Origin of the sequence: Mangrovibacterium sp., from assembly GCF_041596335.1 — a bacterium.
GTDB lineage: Bacteria > Bacteroidota > Bacteroidia > Bacteroidales > Prolixibacteraceae > Mangrovibacterium.
This window is the reverse complement of the sequence record NZ_JBFHIT010000018.1, coordinates 57,636-74,991: the sequence shown is the minus strand read 5'-3', so window position 1 is coordinate 74,991 and position 17,356 is coordinate 57,636. Positions and strand designations below refer to the sequence as shown.

The 17,356-nt window shown below is 42.6% G+C and carries 16 protein-coding genes; 5 read left to right on the top strand and 11 right to left on the bottom strand.

Going from position 1 to position 17,356, the window contains the following annotated elements; genetic code table 11:
- Positions 1-267: 267 nt before the first annotated feature.
- From floA to ABZD21_RS08480, 4 genes are read right to left on the bottom strand one after another with little or no spacing between them, the layout of a single operon-like run.
- On the bottom strand, positions 268-1,245 hold the full coding sequence (gene floA / locus ABZD21_RS08495; protein WP_372774376.1) for a flotillin-like protein FloA: 978 nt from the start codon (positions 1,243-1,245) through the stop codon (positions 268-270).
- Positions 1,246-1,251: 6 nt separating this feature from the next.
- Positions 1,252-1,719: a hypothetical protein gene (locus ABZD21_RS08490; protein WP_372774375.1), complete on the bottom strand. Its 468-nt coding sequence runs from the start codon at positions 1,717-1,719 to the stop codon at positions 1,252-1,254.
- A gap of 12 nt (positions 1,720-1,731) precedes the next feature.
- The gene (locus tag ABZD21_RS08485) at positions 1,732-2,013 is read right to left on the bottom strand and encodes an ATP-dependent Clp protease adaptor ClpS (RefSeq protein WP_372774373.1); all 282 of its coding nucleotides are present in this window, start codon (positions 2,011-2,013) and stop codon (positions 1,732-1,734) included.
- Positions 2,013-3,344 (bottom strand): tetratricopeptide repeat protein, encoded by a 1,332-nt coding sequence (locus tag ABZD21_RS08480; protein ID WP_372774371.1) that lies wholly within the window; start codon positions 3,342-3,344, stop codon positions 2,013-2,015. The genes ABZD21_RS08485 and ABZD21_RS08480 overlap by 1 nt, the downstream gene beginning before the upstream one ends.
- A 273-nt stretch (positions 3,345-3,617) precedes the next feature.
- On the opposite strand from ABZD21_RS08480, the gene bcp reads away from it, so the two are divergent.
- The 5 genes from bcp (at position 3,618) to thrC (ending at position 10,657) form a co-directional block, all read left to right on the top strand.
- Positions 3,618-4,085, top strand: a complete 468-nt coding sequence (gene bcp, locus ABZD21_RS08475; RefSeq protein WP_372774370.1) for a thioredoxin-dependent thiol peroxidase — start codon at positions 3,618-3,620, stop codon at positions 4,083-4,085.
- Between the two features lie 3 nt (positions 4,086-4,088).
- Entirely contained in the window at positions 4,089-5,117 is a 1,029-nt protein-coding gene (gene recA / locus ABZD21_RS08470) for a recombinase RecA (protein WP_372774368.1), read from the top strand.
- Between the two features lie 398 nt (positions 5,118-5,515).
- Complete coding sequence (gene thrA / locus ABZD21_RS08465; protein ID WP_372774366.1) at positions 5,516-7,945, top strand: bifunctional aspartate kinase/homoserine dehydrogenase I; 2,430 nt, start codon at positions 5,516-5,518, stop codon at positions 7,943-7,945.
- 122 nt (positions 7,946-8,067) lie between these two features.
- The gene (locus ABZD21_RS08460; RefSeq protein WP_372774364.1) at positions 8,068-9,276 is read left to right on the top strand and encodes a cofactor-independent phosphoglycerate mutase; all 1,209 of its coding nucleotides are present in this window, start codon (positions 8,068-8,070) and stop codon (positions 9,274-9,276) included.
- Positions 9,277-9,349: 73 nt separating this feature from the next.
- The gene (thrC, locus tag ABZD21_RS08455) at positions 9,350-10,657 is read left to right on the top strand and encodes a threonine synthase (RefSeq protein ID WP_372774362.1); all 1,308 of its coding nucleotides are present in this window, start codon (positions 9,350-9,352) and stop codon (positions 10,655-10,657) included.
- Between the two features lie 112 nt (positions 10,658-10,769).
- On the opposite strand, the gene ABZD21_RS08450 is transcribed toward thrC, so the two are convergent.
- The 7 genes from ABZD21_RS08450 to ABZD21_RS08420 form a co-directional block, all read right to left on the bottom strand.
- Positions 10,770-11,492 carry a hypothetical protein gene (locus ABZD21_RS08450; RefSeq protein ID WP_372774360.1) on the bottom strand — a complete coding sequence of 241 codons (723 nt, stop codon included), beginning with the start codon at positions 11,490-11,492 and terminating at the stop codon, positions 10,770-10,772.
- Positions 11,493-11,554: 62 nt separating this feature from the next.
- Positions 11,555-12,142 carry a dTDP-4-dehydrorhamnose 3,5-epimerase gene (rfbC, locus tag ABZD21_RS08445; RefSeq protein ID WP_372774358.1) on the bottom strand — a complete coding sequence of 196 codons (588 nt, stop codon included), beginning with the start codon at positions 12,140-12,142 and terminating at the stop codon, positions 11,555-11,557.
- A 115-nt stretch (positions 12,143-12,257) separates the two neighbouring features.
- Entirely contained in the window at positions 12,258-13,130 is an 873-nt protein-coding gene (rfbA, locus tag ABZD21_RS08440; RefSeq protein ID WP_372774356.1) for a glucose-1-phosphate thymidylyltransferase RfbA, read from the bottom strand.
- A gap of 85 nt (positions 13,131-13,215) precedes the next feature.
- Positions 13,216-14,268, bottom strand: a complete 1,053-nt coding sequence (gene rfbB / locus ABZD21_RS08435) for a dTDP-glucose 4,6-dehydratase (protein ID WP_372774354.1) — start codon at positions 14,266-14,268, stop codon at positions 13,216-13,218.
- Positions 14,269-14,530: 262 nt separating this feature from the next.
- Positions 14,531-15,277 (bottom strand): glycosyltransferase family 2 protein, encoded by a 747-nt coding sequence (locus ABZD21_RS08430; RefSeq protein ID WP_372774352.1) that lies wholly within the window; start codon positions 15,275-15,277, stop codon positions 14,531-14,533.
- A complete protein-coding gene (locus ABZD21_RS08425) occupies positions 15,274-16,239 on the bottom strand; it encodes an NAD-dependent epimerase/dehydratase family protein (RefSeq protein WP_372774350.1) in 966 nt (321 codons plus the stop codon). Before ABZD21_RS08425 ends, ABZD21_RS08430 begins: the two co-directional genes overlap by 4 nt.
- Before the next feature lie 33 nt (positions 16,240-16,272).
- Positions 16,273-16,944: a glycosyltransferase family 4 protein gene (locus ABZD21_RS08420; RefSeq protein WP_372774378.1), complete on the bottom strand. Its 672-nt coding sequence runs from the start codon at positions 16,942-16,944 to the stop codon at positions 16,273-16,275.
- Between the last annotated feature and the right edge of the window lie 412 nt (positions 16,945-17,356).

The following is a 17,356-nucleotide window of genomic DNA, read 5'->3' as shown; positions in this document are numbered from 1 at the left end:
GCAAAAAAAAAGAGTAGATCTCTATCTACCCTTTTCAAACCTAACTAAACCAATAAAACTAATCAAACCTAAACTTATGAAATAAAATCTACGACAAAGATATGCTGAAAAGCACAAACAAATGTTACCTCAATGTTAAAAAATGTGCTGGACAGCATATTTGTTAATTTTCATATTTAATAAAAAAGCCCTACCTGAAAATCGATAGGGCTCTAGCTAGTTTTAAATCAGTTTAATCTTTATGAAAGGGGACTCCAAAGTCGTGAATTATTCTTTCGATTTATTCTGGCCTTCTCCTGCTATTGACGAACGCATTTGTGTGTCAGCGTCAATGTTGCGGTACTTCATGTAGTCCATAATTCCCAGGTTGCCATTGCGGAATGCTTCTGAAATGGCCAGAGGAATCTGTGCTTCGGCTTCAATAACTTTTGCCCGGGCTTCCTGTGCTTTCGCACGCATTTCCTGTTCGAGTGCCACTGCCATTGCACGGCGTTCTTCCGCTTTAGCTTGTGCAATGTTTTTATCGGCGTCAGCCTGGTCAATTTGTAAGCCTGCCCCGATGTTTTTACCGATGTCGATATCGGCAATATCAATTGATAGAATCTCGAAGGCTGTTCCCGCATCCAGTCCTTTTCCTAAAACGACTTTAGAAATTGAATCCGGATTTTCCAAAACGGCCTTGTGCGTGTGCGACGATCCGATTGTAGATACGATACCTTCGCCAACCCGTGCGAGGATGGTATCCTCGCCAGCGCCCCCGACTAGTTGCTTTATGTTTGCACGGACGGTCACCCGTGCTTTTGCAATTAGCTGAATTCCGTCCTTAGCAACGGCGGCAACAGGAGGCGTGTCAATTACTTTCGGATTTACCGACATCTGAACTGCTTCAAATACATCGCGCCCGGCAAGATCAATCGCTGTAGCCATGTTAAATCCAAGGTCGATATTTGCTTTCTCTGCAGACACCAGAGCGTGTACAACCATGTCGATTTTTCCGCCGGCCAAATAGTGAGCTTCCAACTTGTCGCGATCCAGTTTGATGCCGGCTTTGGTTCCTTCAATTAATGCACGCACAATAACTGATGGCGGAACTTTACGGAATCGCATCAGGAATAGTTGCAGTAACGAAATGCGAACCCCGGAGACCAACGCGGAAAACCAGAGCCCTACAGGAATGAAATATAAGATGATAATTAGCAGGACGAATATGCCCGCTACGAGACCAAAAGTTCCAAAATAGTCCATTTTTGATTAATTTATAGGTTCTACAATAACTTGTGTTTTTAAAACTTCGATAACCCGAACAGGTTTCTCCTGGTCGATAAACCCGGTGATCGCTTTGCCTTCCATGGTTTGTTGGTTGATTCTGACTTTCCCGGTTGGAGCTAATCTGCCGATTGTGATTCCTTCATCTCCAATGTGGATAGTTTCACCACTGATCTCGTCGACCCGACCGGTGATTTCCGAATCCAATACCATTTTTTTACCGGCTCTGCTTTTAAAGAATTTTAGCACCAATAGTGGTGTAACAATAATAACAAATGCAGTTGTGATAATTCCAAAAAGTACACCGTAGGTGTCAAAGGCCAGGTATATACTCGCTCCAAGTAAAAGTACTCCGCCAATTCCGGCAATCGTTACACCTGGAATAACGGCAAACTCGAGTAAAAGCAACAGGATGCCAAGAAAAATGAGGAACAGGATGATTAGAATAGTCATATTCAGCTTAGGTTAATCGATGGTCGCTTTTAAATCTTTGGCGATAAGGGCTTGCTTCATTGGTCTAAGGTAATTAAAACTTCCTTTTTTAACATCACATTTTCCTTTATAATGTGTTAATAAAGTGCATTGCACAGCTTGCTCCTGTTCATGCTCACAAACAAGCATCAGGGCTTCAATCACATAATCAAACGAATGGTAGTCATCGTTGTGCAGGATGAGAAATCGTTCCTTCTTCGATTGGGTATTTTCGTTCTCGTCGGATTGTTTCTGTAGCTTTTTTTGTGAGTCCATTATTCTGCAGTTTTTCGGGCTTCGTTCAACGAAATACGTTCCTTGTTTTTGTAGGCAGCAATGATGGCATTACTTACGCCCTCTAATTTAATCTGTTTTAGCATTTGTTGTGCATCTTCATAGTTTTTTATTTCGCCTACAGTGTACACTGTAACTCCATTGTCATCCTTGTATTGATCGATTCGACGCAAGACCGACAGTTTTTTGAATAGCCGCTGAGCCCATTCGGGAGGGGTATCTCTATAGGCGCCAATCTGAATTCGATAGGTAATTTCATCAACCGGAAGACTTTCGGTTTGCAGGCTATCCATCGCCAACGAATCAGTCGCTTCAACGATAATTAGTTGAGCCTGCTGTTCGGCTTCCACCTGCGCCTGTTTCGATGCGTTGGCCAGGCTGTCTTTCTGGTGGCGGACGGTTGCTTTAAATTCACTTATTTCCTTTAAATCAGCTGCTTGCCAGTAGTTCGCTTCAGTTTCGTGGGCGGCCTGATCTTTTTGGGTTATTTCTCGGCTTAAGTTGTACGTTTGCTGTTCCAAATTCAAAATTGATTCGGCAAGCCGGGCTTTTTCCAAATCATCGGCTTCGTCATATTTCTCACGTAGTTGTTTGCTGTTTTGTAATTGCGTTTTCAATGTGCTTTCCAGCAGTCGCGCGTCGATAAAGTTTTGCCGGGCTTCGGCCGATTTAAACTGGCTAACCTTCCAGTACGTAATTTCTGCATTAACAGGAAACGAGATCAAACTGTCAGAGTAGCTGGGGCCGGAGGGAGGTAGCGGAGCGCTTTCTATCAAATTGGTTGATTCAATACTTGTTATCTGTTCCGGCATTTCAATCTGGGGGGCAGAGAGCGTTTCGTTTTCATCTGATGCCAACCCGTAGGGATTTACCTCTTGTGAGCAAAGTTCCATCATTTCTTCAAGCGAAACGTCCTGTATGTCCTCTTGAGAGCCGTTATCTTTGAATTCCTGATAGGACTCCATCGCTTTTTCCCATTGGTTGGTGGCGTGATAATATTGAGCCAGATACCAGTTCGATTTTTTCGTGCCATCTGCATGTTCTAATGCTTGATGGGCGGCCGAACTAAACTGTCCGGTTTCAATTAAACAGGCGCCTAAATAGTAGTTTAACTCCGGATCATCGGGATAAAGGCGAACTAAATCTTGAAATACAGGTAGCGCCTTTGTAAATTGGCCATTCGAAAAATTCTGTTTGGCAATCATCTCCGGGTCAGATTGAGCGATGAGGTTTATGCTGAACAACAGACAGATACTACTTGTCAGAAAATTGCGAAACAGTTTGAGGCGAAGGTGTTTGATTCTTGGGTACATAAAATGTTCGTTTACCGACCTAAAATTACAAAAAATGTTCCAAGAGATCAGGCGAACAAGCCGATGGATCGGGAATTAATTTCAGTTTGTCATTATTTCTGTTGGAAGGAAACTAAAATTGCAAAACGTTGTTTTGAGGATGTGATTTGACTAATCGCCTCAGGCTCAAAAAAAGGAGCGTTTCTGGTCGGATTAATGACGATTAATTGCGGACACATATCCAGCTATTCGAATTTATTAAAGTATATTTGTGTAATTAAACAATAAAGAGTTATGGCTTTATTAAACAAGGGAGATCAGGCTCCTGACTTCAATGGACTTAATCAAAACGGAGAGACAATTTCTCTTCAGTATTTCAAAGGGAAAAAAGTAATTATATACTTTTATCCAAAAGACAATACTCCCGGATGTACTGCTGAATCGTGCAATTTAAATGATAGCTATGACTATTGGCTCTCGCAGGGATTCGAGGTCGTTGGAGTTAGTCCGGATGGCGTGGAATCCCATAAAAAGTTCGCCGATAAATATGGTTTCAAATTTAACCTGATCGCCGACACAGAGCACAAAATATTGGACGCTTATGGTGTTTGGGGTGAAAAAAACATGTACGGCAAGAAATACATGGGCGTTTTGCGCACAACTTATGTGATTGACGAGAACGGAACGATTGCTGAAGTTTTTGGAAAAGTGAAAACCAAAGAACATACAAATCAATTAATGACAGCTTTAGAATTAAAATAGAATATGGCAAAAGAAGAACAAAATAATGTGAACAAGGAAAAGCTGAAGGCTCTTCAGCTAACCATGGACAAAATTGAAAAGAGTTACGGAAAAGGTGCCATCATGAAGATGGGCGATAAAGTAGCCGAGGAAGTTCCTTCCATTTCAACCGGTTCAATCGGGTTGGACATTGCGTTGGGCGTTGGTGGATTCCCCAAAGGCCGGATCATTGAGATTTATGGGCCGGAATCGTCGGGTAAAACCACGTTGGCGATTCATGCGATTGCCGAAGCTCAAAAGGCGGGAGGTATAGCAGCAATTATTGATGCAGAGCATGCCTTCGATCCGTTTTATGCCCGGAAATTAGGGGTTGATACCGATGAGTTGCTAATTTCGCAACCGGATAACGGAGAACAGGCACTTGAGATTGCCGATAACCTGATTCGTTCCGGAGCAATCGATATTGTTGTTATTGACTCGGTTGCTGCCTTGACCCCTAAAGCTGAGATTGAAGGGGATATGGGGGATTCGAAGATGGGTTTGCAGGCTCGTTTGATGTCGCAGGCATTGCGGAAGCTCACAGCCAATATCAACAAAACAAGAACCTGCTGTATCTTCATTAACCAATTACGTGAAAAAATTGGTGTGATGTTCGGAAACCCGGAAACAACAACCGGAGGTAACGCGCTGAAATTCTATGCTTCGGTTCGTTTGGATATTCGTCGCATCGGACAAATCAAAGATGGTGATGAAGTGCTAGGAAACAATACCCGCGTAAAAGTGGTGAAAAACAAAGTGGCTCCACCATTCCGAAAAGCAGAGTTTGATATCATGTATGGCGAAGGGATTTCTAAAACCGGGGAAATCATCGACTTGGGTGTGACCTATAATGTCATTAAGAAAAGTGGCTCTTGGTTTAGCTACGGCGAAACAAAATTGGGTCAGGGACGCGAGTCGGTTCGTACCATCCTAAAGGATAATCAGGAGTTGGCACACGAACTGGAAAGTAAAATTTTTGAAGCGGTAACTGCAGGCACGACGGCTGTGGTGTAACAATATTTTTATGCAGATTAATCCGGGTGGAGCGCTGCTTCATCCGGATTTTTTTTTGCTCCTGTTTTCGAACTTGCTTGTCTTTCAATTTGAAGTTAAGCGAAGCTTTTAACGGCTAATTTTGTTAGTAAATATTAGAAAGTAATAATAAATAAGCATATTTTTGGGGCTTATTGTAATATCTGGTTGAATGCAGGTGTGGCGCTGAAGTAATGCGTGTGATGAATCGGAATCTGAAATGTGTTTTGATTCCCTGAATCCTATGGATGGCATGCGGCGAATCGCATCAAAAACGCATGAAATAGCGATATAAGCCAGTCAGAAAAAGGCCGGGATTTTAGTCTGTGTATGATTAAGTTCAGGAGCTTTTTGAAAAATCTAATTAATTGATTCATATAATGAAAGTGTTGAAATTTGGAGGTACCTCTGTTGGAAGTGCCGAAAATATCCGAAAGGTAAAAGAGATCGTTAAGAGTCAGAACGATAATGTTGTCGTGGTGGTTTCTGCTTTAGGTGGAATTACCGATAAAATCTTGAACGCCGCTAAAATGGCGATCCTCGGAACGGATTATTTCAACACGGAAATAACGGCGATTCGCGAACGCCACGAATCGTTGGTCGATCAGCTATTTGAGGGCGAACAAAAAGAGGAAGTTAAAGAACGTGTCAGTCAGCTATTGGATGAGCTTGAGCGTGTGATTGTTGGTGTAAGTATGATTGGCGAGCTGACTGATAAAACACTCGATAAAATCGGTGGGTTTGGCGAACGATTGTCATCATTGATTATAAGCGAATTTATTGATGATGCCAGTTGGATTGATTCGTCGAAATTGATTAAAACTGATAGCGCGTTTGGAAAAGCGCAAGTTAATTTTAGCTTGACCAATACATTGATTAAAGCCGCTTTGGGCGAGTTTAAAGGCATTTGCATTGCTCCGGGATTTGTTTCCTCCAATTCAGATGGTGACTACACGACATTGGGGCGGGGAGGTTCCGATTATACTGCTGCAATTTATGCTGCCGCTTTAGATGCTTCGGTGTTGGAAATCTGGACCGATGTTGATGGTTTTATGACGGCTGATCCACGGGTGATTAGTAAAGCCTATGTGATTGAAGAGTTGAGCTACGCGGAAGCGATGGAACTGTCTCATTTTGGTGCAAAAGTGATTTACCCGCCAACAATTTTGCCGGTTTACAAAAAAGGTATTCCAACTTTTATTAAAAATACGTTGAATCCGCAGGCGTCCGGATCGTTGATCACAAGCCGCCGGATGAATGGGAAAGACCGTCCGATTAAAGGAATCTCGTCCATTTCAAATATCAGCCTGATTACTGTTCAGGGATTGGGGATGGTTGGTGTTACCGGTATATCAATGCGTTTGTTCAGTGCGCTGGCTGTAAATAATATCAACGTCATATTGATTTCGCAGGCGTCATCTGAGAATTCTATTTCTATTGCTGTTGATACACCCAAGGCTGTTTCTGCCGAGACTGCGATTCGTGCTGAATTTGAGCGGGAAATCATGTCCCATAAAATCAATAAAGTTGAGGTGGAGAATGACTTGTCTATTGTTGCCATCGTTGGTGAAAATATGAAGCATTCAACCGGTATTGCCGGCAAGTTATTTAATACAATCGGTAAAAATGGGATCAACATAATTGCCATTGCTCAAGGGGCATCCGAATTGAATATTTCGTGGGTTGTAAAAAACAGCGACCTGCGAAAAACATTGAATGTGGTACACGAGTCATTTTTTCTCTCTGAAAATGTGGAGTTGAATGTTTTTTTGTTGGGTATGGGTCTGGTTGGCGGCAATTTGCTCAAGCAAATTCAACAGCAGCAAGAAAAATTGCTGAAAGAAAAGCATTTGAAAATTAAGCTGGTCGGCGTTGCCAATTCGAAAAAAATGATGCTCGACCGGGATGGCATTGATATCAATGGTTTCCGCGATCGTCTCGAGATAGATGGGGTAGAATCAGGCCTGGCCGCTTATAAAGCGGCGATTATCGATCTGAATATTTACAACTCAGTGTTTGTGGATTGTACCGCCTCCAACAACTCGGCTGACTTGTATGCCGATTTACTGAATGCGAACGTTTCCATCGTTACAGCCAACAAAGTTGCTGCTTCGTCGGATTACAACAATTATAAAAAGCTGAAAAGTATTGCCAAGAACAAGGGAGTTAAGTTCCTTTTCGAAACCAACGTTGGAGCCGGATTGCCGATTATCAATACCTTGAATGATTTGGTGAATGCCGGTGATAAAATTTTGAAGATTGAGGCGGTTCTTTCCGGAACGTTGAACTTTATTTTCAATACCATTTCCGCAGATGTGCCATTGAGTAAAACCATTCAGTTGGCTAAAGAAGAAGGCTACTCGGAACCAGATCCGCGGATCGATCTGAGCGGAATTGATGTTGTGCGTAAGCTTCTGATTTTGGTACGTGAATCGGGTTATAAGATTGAAAAAGACGACGTGCAGATCAACACCTTCATTCCGGATAATTATTTTGAAGGAACGATCGATGACTTCTGGGCCAATATTTCCAAGGTCGACACTGATTTTGAAGAGCGTCGTCAGAAACTTGATGCAGAAAATAAATGCTGGCGTTTTGTAGCCAAATACGAAGACGGACATGCTGAAGTTGGGTTGCAGGAAGTCGCTCAGGGACATCCGTTTTTCGACCTTCAGGGAAGCAATAACCTGGTGATGTTTACCAGCGAACGGTACAACGAGTTTCCGATGATTATTAAGGGATATGGTGCCGGAGCAGCAGTGACGGCAGCCGGAGTTTTTGCCGACATTATCCGGGTGTCGAATATCTAAACGAAGCCAATCGGAATTAGATAGAACTCAAAAAAATGGAGGCGGATTGAACTTTAACGAGTGTCATTTGCTTTCGTTGGAAGAGATTTGGATTTTGGAATTTTTAACTTGTATTTTTTGAGATGAAATATATTATCGTTTTAGGAGACGGCATGGCTGATGAGCCATTGGAAAATTACGGAGGAAAAACACCGCTTCAAATGGCGAACATACCTGAGATTGACCGTTTGGCAAAATTGGGACGCTGCGGTCAATTGGTAACTGTTCCGGAAGGAATGCATCCTGGTAGCGAGATCGCGAATATGTCGGTGCTTGGCTACGATGTGCCCAAGGTGTTCGAAGGTCGCGGTACGCTGGAAGCAGCGAGTATGGGGGTGATTTTGCACCCCGGCGATTTAGCGCTTCGGTGTAACCTAATTTGTTTGGCCGGTGAGAATATTAAAAACCATTCAGCAGGGCATATTTCCAATGAGGAAGCCCACGACCTGATTGATTTCCTGAATGAAAAACTGGGCAACGATCGTGTGATTTTTCACAAAGGTGTTTCTTACCGTCATTTATTAGTCATTAAAGGAGGTAAAAAACAACTGGGCTGTACACCTCCGCACGATGTCCCCGGAAAACCATGGAAAGACTATCTGCCTAAAGCAGAAGCAGCTGAATCAGCCGAGACCGCTATTCTGTTGAATGATTTGATTTTAAAATCGATTGACATTTTAGCCGAACATCCGGTAAACCAGAAGCGTAAAGCTGCCGGAAAAGATGTTGCCAATAGTATATGGCCGTGGTCTCCCGGTTATAAACCAGAAATGCCTACATTGAAAGAAATGTATGGGGTTGAAAAGTCGGCTGTTATATCTGCTGTCGACCTGATTCAGGGAATTGGCGTGTACGCCGGAATGAAAGTAATTCAAGTTGAAGGTGCTACCGGTTTATATGACACCAATTACGAAGGAAAAGCACAGGCGACAATCGAAGCACTAAAGGAATGTGACCTGGTTTATTTGCATATTGAAGCAAGTGATGAGGCCGGACACGAAGGCGATGTGGAGCTGAAAACGAAAACCATTGAATACCTGGATCAACGAGTGGTGAAATATTTGGTCGAAGAAACAGCAAAAATGGACGAACCTGTCACGATTGCCGTTTTGCCCGATCACCCTACACCATGCGCTACAACTGTGCATACAAAAGATCCGGTTCCATTCATTATATACAAACCAGGTAAGGCAGCCGATGGGGTGCAAGCCTATGATGAATTTACCGTCACCAAAGGAAGTTATGGTCTAATCCATGGGCGCGACTTTATGGAAGCGCTTTTAAGCGAATAGGTAGAATTGATGAGTAGCGCCATCGGATCGGGCGTAAAGGTTGGAATTTGAAATCAGGAATTAGAAATTAACCATGTTATATTACAGCACTAACAAAACCGTGTCGAAAGTATCGCTAAAACAAGCGGTAACCAAAGGCTTAGCCGATGATAAAGGCCTATTTATGCCGGAACGTATCAATCCATTGCCGGCTTCTTTTTTTGAGAATATTCATCAGATGACTTTTCAGGAAATCTCGTTTGAGGTTGCAAAGGCTTTCTTTGGTGAAGATATCCCGGAAGCTGATCTTAAAGAGCTGGTTTACGACACCTTACAGTTTGATTGTCCGGTGGTGCCTGTTCACGACTCCATATATTCACTTGAGCTTTTTCATGGGCCGACATTGGCTTTTAAAGATGTTGGCGGAAGGTTTATGGCGCGTTTGCTGGCCTACTTCCTGAAAGGAAATAAAGAGCATGTGAATGTGCTGGTGGCAACATCGGGCGACACGGGGAGTGCTGTGGCAAATGGGTTCCTGGCAGTTCCGGGAATCGATGTTTATGTGCTCTATCCAAAAGGTTTGGTGAGTGAGATTCAGGAAAAGCAGTTTACAACGCTTGGCCAGAACATCACATCAATTGAGGTCGCCGGAACATTCGACGATTGCCAGCGCCTGGTGAAAACGGCTTTTCTTGATGAAACACTCAAAGGAGCGTTGACACTGACTTCTGCTAACTCCATTAATGTGGCTCGTTTCCTTCCGCAAGCGTTTTATTATTTCAACGCTTATGCCCGGTTGAAAGAGCAAGGAATGGAGAATGAGTTGGTGATTGCCGTGCCCAGTGGTAATTTCGGAAATCTTACTGCAGGGTTGTTTGCGCAGAAAATGGGCTTGCCAATCAAACGATTCATTGCGGCTAATAACGAAAATGACATTGTATACAAATACCTTCAAAATGGAAAATACGAACCGCGTTCATCTGTGGCTACCATAGCCAATGCGATGGATGTGGGCGACCCAAGTAACTTTGCCCGAATACTGGATCTTTTCGGAGAATCACACGAACAAATTAAACAGGTGATGAAGGGTTTTCGTTATTCTGATAACGAGATTAAAGCGACCTTGTTGAACGTCTACCAGCAACATAACTATCTGCTCGATCCGCATGGAGCCTGCGCCTATAAAGCTTTAAGCGAGGATTTAGCGCCCGGTGAAACAGGGGTCTTTCTGGAAACGGCGCATCCGGCCAAGTTTACCGAAACGGTTGAAGGTATTATCGGAACCGGGAATGTACCCTTGCCGGAGAAGTTAGCTGAATTTATGAAGGGCGAAAAGCTCTCGGTTGAACTCAGCACTTCGTTTGAGGATTTCCGTGAATTTCTGTTAAAAACGGCGAAGTAACACCATAGCATATGTAGGTATAATCTCGATAGATATTTGAAACACAATGAAAGACGAAGTGAATTTGTTGTGTTTCAAATACTCGTCGGTATAAGTACTTTGCCCGCTTCAGCTAGAATATAGGATGAACACGAAAAAAGGTTAACCAGAGGGTGCCAAGCAAAAGCGCCGTGAAATAAATTCCTGTATGCCCAATTAGCGGCAGTGGTTTGTTCAGCCGGTGGGCATAGCGGGCGTAGGTCATAATTCCCGATAAGCTTCCCGCCAGGCTAAAGGCCAGCAACGACCAGTGAAATTCGTGCTGATTGGGCCAGAAGATAACTCCAAAAGCGAGGGCATTCGCAATTGCCAGTAGTAGTAATAAAGTTTTCTTATAGGTTGTTAATCGGTGATAAAGTAGCATAAATCCGACTAGAAACCCGATTTGAAGCAGGATGTTTGTCCAGACCGGCAGGTTTGGCAAGAGTTGAAAAGCCCCTTCGTGAAACCGAAAAACCACCAGAATGGCAGCCAATAATTTCACCGAAAAACGGAAGTAACGTACGGCCAAACTGGTATCTATAATAAAGCCTGAAAAAAGCAGGACAATCAAAGCCGCGATTACAGCGTGCATACTCAAAAAACCAACTCTGGTGCAAAGTAGTGAGACGGACAGGTTGATGCCGATAAACATGGACACCCCTCCCAGACTTAGAAGCGGGATGCCTGCAAATCGCTCTTCGGGTTCTGCAATAAAGTTTTTGGCTAACGCGACCTTGGCTACAGACGGTTGAACAATGTAGACCGTAATTAAAGGAACTAAATAAGCCAGTAAGACAATTATTGTAGTAGACATAAAGTCAAAAATAATAAAACTATCGGAATTTAGCCTGTTTCCCAGGCCTGTATATTCTAATTTTAAGGGTGAGGGTAAATAGCTTGTTGGTTGAATTTTTCGAAACTAAACGTTTTTACGGATTGAAAAGGAGGTTGATTCTTGTCCTTTTCTGACAATTGAATTTCGTTTTCTGCTATAATCCAGTCAATGTCAAGGTCTGGGTCATTCCACAAAATGCCTCCATCGTGCTCCGGAGAATAATAGTTGTCGCATTTGTACGCAAAAGTGGCCGTTTCACTCAGAACAATAAACCCATGTGCAAATCCTTGCGGAACCCACAATTGACGGTGATTTTCCGCTGAAAGCCTCACGGCCACATGTTGTCCGTAGTTTGGCGATCCGGTTCGGATATCTACGGCAACGTCCAAAACTTCTCCTTCGATACAGCGAACTAATTTAGACTGGGTGAACGGAGGTAGCTGAAAATGCAACCCCCGCAATACACCATACGAAGATTTCGATTGGTTGTCCTGCACGAAGTGGATTTTCCCAACGGCCTTTTCAAATACATCCTGGCGGAATGATTCGAAGAAATAGCCACGGGAATCGCCAAAAACCTTTGGCTCAAAGATCAGTACGTCGGGAATCGCGGTTTTTATGATGTTCATAGGGATGTTGAATTGAGTCAAATTGAAATCGTCATCCTGAAATTCTCTTAATATCAGCTTGATGCTACAATGAGGTTGCGAAATCAATTCCAGATAAAAAATTTGTGTTGGCAGGTTATTTTACCAATTTCAGCAAATACTGCCCGTAATCATTTTTCTTGAGTGGTTCAGCTAGTTTTAGGAGCTGTTCTCTATTGATATAGCCCATTTTATAAGCAATTTCTTCGATGCAGGCAATTTTTAGTCCTTGCCGTGTTTCCACGGTTTCAATAAAGGTGCTGGCATCCAGAAACGACTTGTGGGTGCCGGTATCGAGCCATGCATAACCCCGTCCCATCAACTCAACTTTCAGGCGTCCTTCATCCAAATAGTGTTGATTGACAGTTGTGATTTCGTACTCGCCGCGGGCTGAAGGTTGAATTTCAGATGCCACTTTTACCACATCGTTGGTGTAGAAATATAAGCCAACAACGGCATAATTAGAGGCTGGAATGGCTGGCTTTTCTTCAATGGATGTCACATTTCCGGCTGTGTCGAATGTGGCGACCCCATAACGTTCCGGGTCATTCACATAGTAGCCGAATACAGTTGGCTTGTTTTCTGTTTCAACGTTTTTTCGTGCTTCCTTCAGTAAAGCGGTAAATCCGTGTCCATAAAAGATATTGTCGCCCAGAACCATGCAGACATTGTCGTCGCCAATAAATTCAGCACCTAGTGTAAACGCTTGAGCGAGGCCATCAGGACTGGGCTGTATTTTATAACTGAAGCTCAATCCAAGTTCTTCGCCACTTCCCAATAGCTTTTCGAAGTTGGGCAGATCTTCCGACGTCGAAATAATCAGAATCTCTCGGATTCCGGCTAACATTAAAACCGACAAGGGATAATAAATCATCGGTTTGTCGTAGATCGGCAACAGCTGCTTGGAGATGCCTTTGGTAATCGGGTAGAGCCGGGTGCCGGATCCGCCGGCTAGTATGATTCCTTTCATAATGTGGATATTTTGGGTTGCGCGTTTTTAGTTATCGGGTTTTTGTATGTATTGGTGGGCTCACTCCAAGTGAGACCGCCATAAATTACCGTTTCTGATATTGGTCTTCGTAGTATTTTTGATAGTCACCGCTGGTGACGTTATTCATCCATTCTTCGTTTTCGAGATACCAGTCGATGGTTTTTTCCAATCCTTCTTCAAACTGAAGACTAGGCACCCAACCCAACTCGTTTTGCAATTTAGTTGAATCGATCGCGTAACGCAAGTCATGGCCGGCACGGTCTTTCACATAAGTAATTAGTTTTTCCGACTCACCTGCTTCACGGCCCAGCTTGCGGTCCAAAATGGCGCACATCAGTTTAATCAGGTTGATATTGGTCCACTCGTTATGGCCTCCAATATTGTAGGTCTCGCCAACTTTACCCCGATGGAAAATGACATCAATCGCCCGGGCATGATCTTCAACCCAAAGCCAGTCGCGAATATTTTCGCCTTTGCCATATACCGGCAGTGACTTGTTGTTGCGGATATTGTGAATAAACAGCGGAATTAGCTTCTCCGGAAACTGGAATGAACCATAATTGTTCGAGCAATTCGAAACCAACGCAGGAAGCCCGAACGTGTCGCAATAGGCTCGCACAAAGTGGTCGGAACTGGCTTTCGATGCCGAGTAGGGGCTGTGCGGATCGTATTTGGTGGTTTCGGTGAACATTCCTTCAACACCCAACGAACCATACACTTCGTCGGTTGAAATATGGTAAAATAGCTTGCCTTCAGCATTGTTTTTCCAAACTTCGCGTGCAGCGTTCAGCAAATTTACGGTTCCAATCACGTTCGTAAACACAAATTCAGTAGGGTTGGCAATTGAGCGATCAACATGCGACTCGGCAGCCAGATGAATCACTCCCTCAAACTGATATTCACGGAAAACTTTTAGCATAGCCGCAGCATCCACAATGTCAGCTTTTACAAACTCGTAATTCGGTTTGTCTTCAATATCCTTCAGGTTAGCCAGATTTCCCGCGTAAGTCAGCTTGTCGAGATTGACAATTTTATAGTCGGGATACTTGTTAACGAAAAGACGAACCACGTGGGACCCGATGAATCCGGCACCTCCGGTGATGAGGATTGTTTTCATTTATGTTGTTTTTGGATGAGATCACAAATATAAGCAGTTGTGTTGAAAGGTTGCGAAATGTTGAACTGTTTAACAGGTTGAAATGTCAATTATAATCGGCCTGTCTTTGTTTGTAAGCATCGAAAACTATGCTTGGTTAAGTGCATCATCCGATCCAGACGCTTTGGGAGACCATTAAAACCTGTCATAGCTATATTTCGTTTTTTTCAACTTTGACACTTTCAACTACCGAACTTTTGGGATCCAACAATTCAACATCCTCTCAAGCTTTTGTTAAAAACTGCGGCAGCTTTGAGAGGTTTTTACATAGCAGCGTCCAGGCAGGGAAGGGCAGGCCGTTTTTTCGCATGGCCCGGTAATCTTCAGTTGATTTTCGGAGAATATTTTTAAGGCTTTTATTGCTAGCTCCACCAACCCGCATTCGGGTAATCACCTCAGGTAAGTATACTTTTTTTAGGCTATCGTCTTTGAAGATTCGTAGCATCATATCGTAGTCGGCAGCAATCTGGAACGACAAATCGAACAGACCGTGTTTCTCGTACACTTCGCGTTTGGCAAAGACAGTGGGATGGGCGGGCATCCAACCACGTTTCAACAATTCCGGTTTAAAGGCTTGGCTTTTCCAATAGCGAATGACTTTGTTGGTATCTTCCTTGTCCACATAAACCAAGTCGCCATAAACCACATCGGCGCCTGTTTCGGTAAAGATACGGGCAATGGTTTCCAACGTGGTATCCGATGTCAGCAGATCGTCCGAATGTAATACACCAATGATGACACCATTAGCCATCTGAATCCCTTTGTTTAGCGCATCATAAATACCCTTGTCCGGCTCCGATATATATTTTGACACGGACTTACTGGTTTTAATCGTGCCCAAGGTGAGGTCTTTACTACCTCCGTCTATGATCAGATGTTCCGGCTTTATCGTTTGTTGGGCAATGCTATTGATACAGTCTTTAATGGCTGGGTAGCTGTCGTAAGTAGCAGTTATGAGGGAGATTTTCATCGATTTTCTTTAAGCCAATTTAAAGTTTGTTTAATTCCTTCAGTTTTGTTGAATGGTAAGTTGGGAGCAATTTTTTGAGTATTACTTAGATCAACAATATTATCAGTTGTCATGTTTTTTAGTCTGAATGACGACATTGGAAATGCAATACCAATCCGTTTAAAAAAATCTCCGGCAAACGCAGCGCACTTTATTATTGGGTAAGGAATCGTTTTAATTTTATAATGAAGTTGCTTTGCGATTTCATCCGCCCAGATTTTTATATTCGTTGGTTCATAATCGCCTAAATAAAATACCTGCTCGTTAATTTCCTCAGTAGGTGCATTTAAGATCGAGTCAACTTGGTACATTAGGTTGCCGATATACCCATATGTTTTAGTGCCTGCTTTATCCCCAATGTGGAAATAGGAGTGGTTGATAACCATGTCGAAGAAATTCCGGTAAGGGACACCAAACCCAGGCCCCCAGATGGAAGTTGGGCGAACGATCGCCCATGAATAATGATGCGTATATCTACGGATTATTTTTTCCATCTCGACTTTGCTTTCTCCATAGACGGTAGTTGGGGCATATTCTAAAGGATGCGTTGGAATGTGGCCCGGACCACAGACTAGCATGGAAGAGGTAAAAATAACACGCTTCAAATTTTTAACTCCTTGTGCTGCCTTTATCAGATTTTCAGTTCCAAGAGTATTCGCGTTATAATCTTCTGCAGTATTTCCGTCAAGATCTGTTCTCGCTGCAAAATGGAGAATGTAGTCGGGTTGAAATTCTGATATGACTCTGCTGAGCTTATTTAGATCTGTTAGATCCACTTTTTTCCAATGTTTTATGCTACCTGAAGAAATAGGTTCTTTCGAATCGAGATTAAGTAACTCGGCACCTTGCGTGATATAGTAGTTACTTAAATTTGACCCGATAAATCCAGAGGAGCCAGTAATTAATATTTTTTTCAGATTCATAAATATTGTTTCTATTGAGGAATACTTGCATTACTACTTATGCAAATCTAAGAGCATGAACTCCATAAATAAATTTTTAATCAGCTTTTTGAAAGCCTCTGGAGAATATGTGTTTTTGGCATGATCCATATTATGGCGTTGTAAATCTTTCATTTTATTCGGGTTTTCGATTAGATATTTCATACCCATGTATGTGTCTTCGATATTATTGGGTTCCACCAATATTCCTTCATTTTTCGTGACTATGTCGGGTAAAAAGTTATGGTTCGTTGTTATGACAGCATTTCCCGTTCTCATCGCCTCAATATTGACCAAACCAAAAGATTCCGTTTTAAAGAAGGTCGGGAATAAGAAGATATCGCATTTCGTAAAGAGGTCTATCTTTTCATCATCTTTTACGACCCCATGATAAACGAATCTCCCTGGATATTCGGAATCCAGACGTCTGAAATGTTTCCCAAATAATTCTTTTACTTCCGATTCAGGCATCAGATAATCACCAAGAGGTTGACCTGCTATGTGAAAAAAAACATTTTCGTATTCTTTGGCAATTCGTTCAAAGACTTCCAAGGCCACGAATATCCCTTTGCTTTTCATGATGAAAGAGACAAACAGAACATGAATGTCACGAGATTCATCTGATATGATTCGATTGACTTTTTCCAGAATCGGGTCAAAACAATTGGGAATAACAATTTTTCGCATCTTATTTAAAGAGGGTGGCATCAATTCTTTTTGTCTTTCGGTTACAAATATGGTTGTATCAATTTGCTTGTATGCCCATAATATGAGTTTTGAGAATGAACCACCAGTAAATAGATCCATTATTTCATTGCCATGTAAATGGTTAATTACTTTTATTTTCCTCAGTTTACACAGTGTCAAAAGAACAATGTCCTTTATAGCTCCGACTTTACTTCTTGTACAAGTAAAATAGACTAAGTCTATTCTGTGGATCAATAAATACCAAAATGTTTGTGCGATACAAATGAAGGTTCCAAGGTATTTACTTTTCATATTTGTGTTGATCAGAAAATCAGGTTGTATGACCTTGTAGACGATTTCTGACATTAAGGCTTGTCCTCCGATCGGCGGCGGGAGTGGACAAAAGAATAGT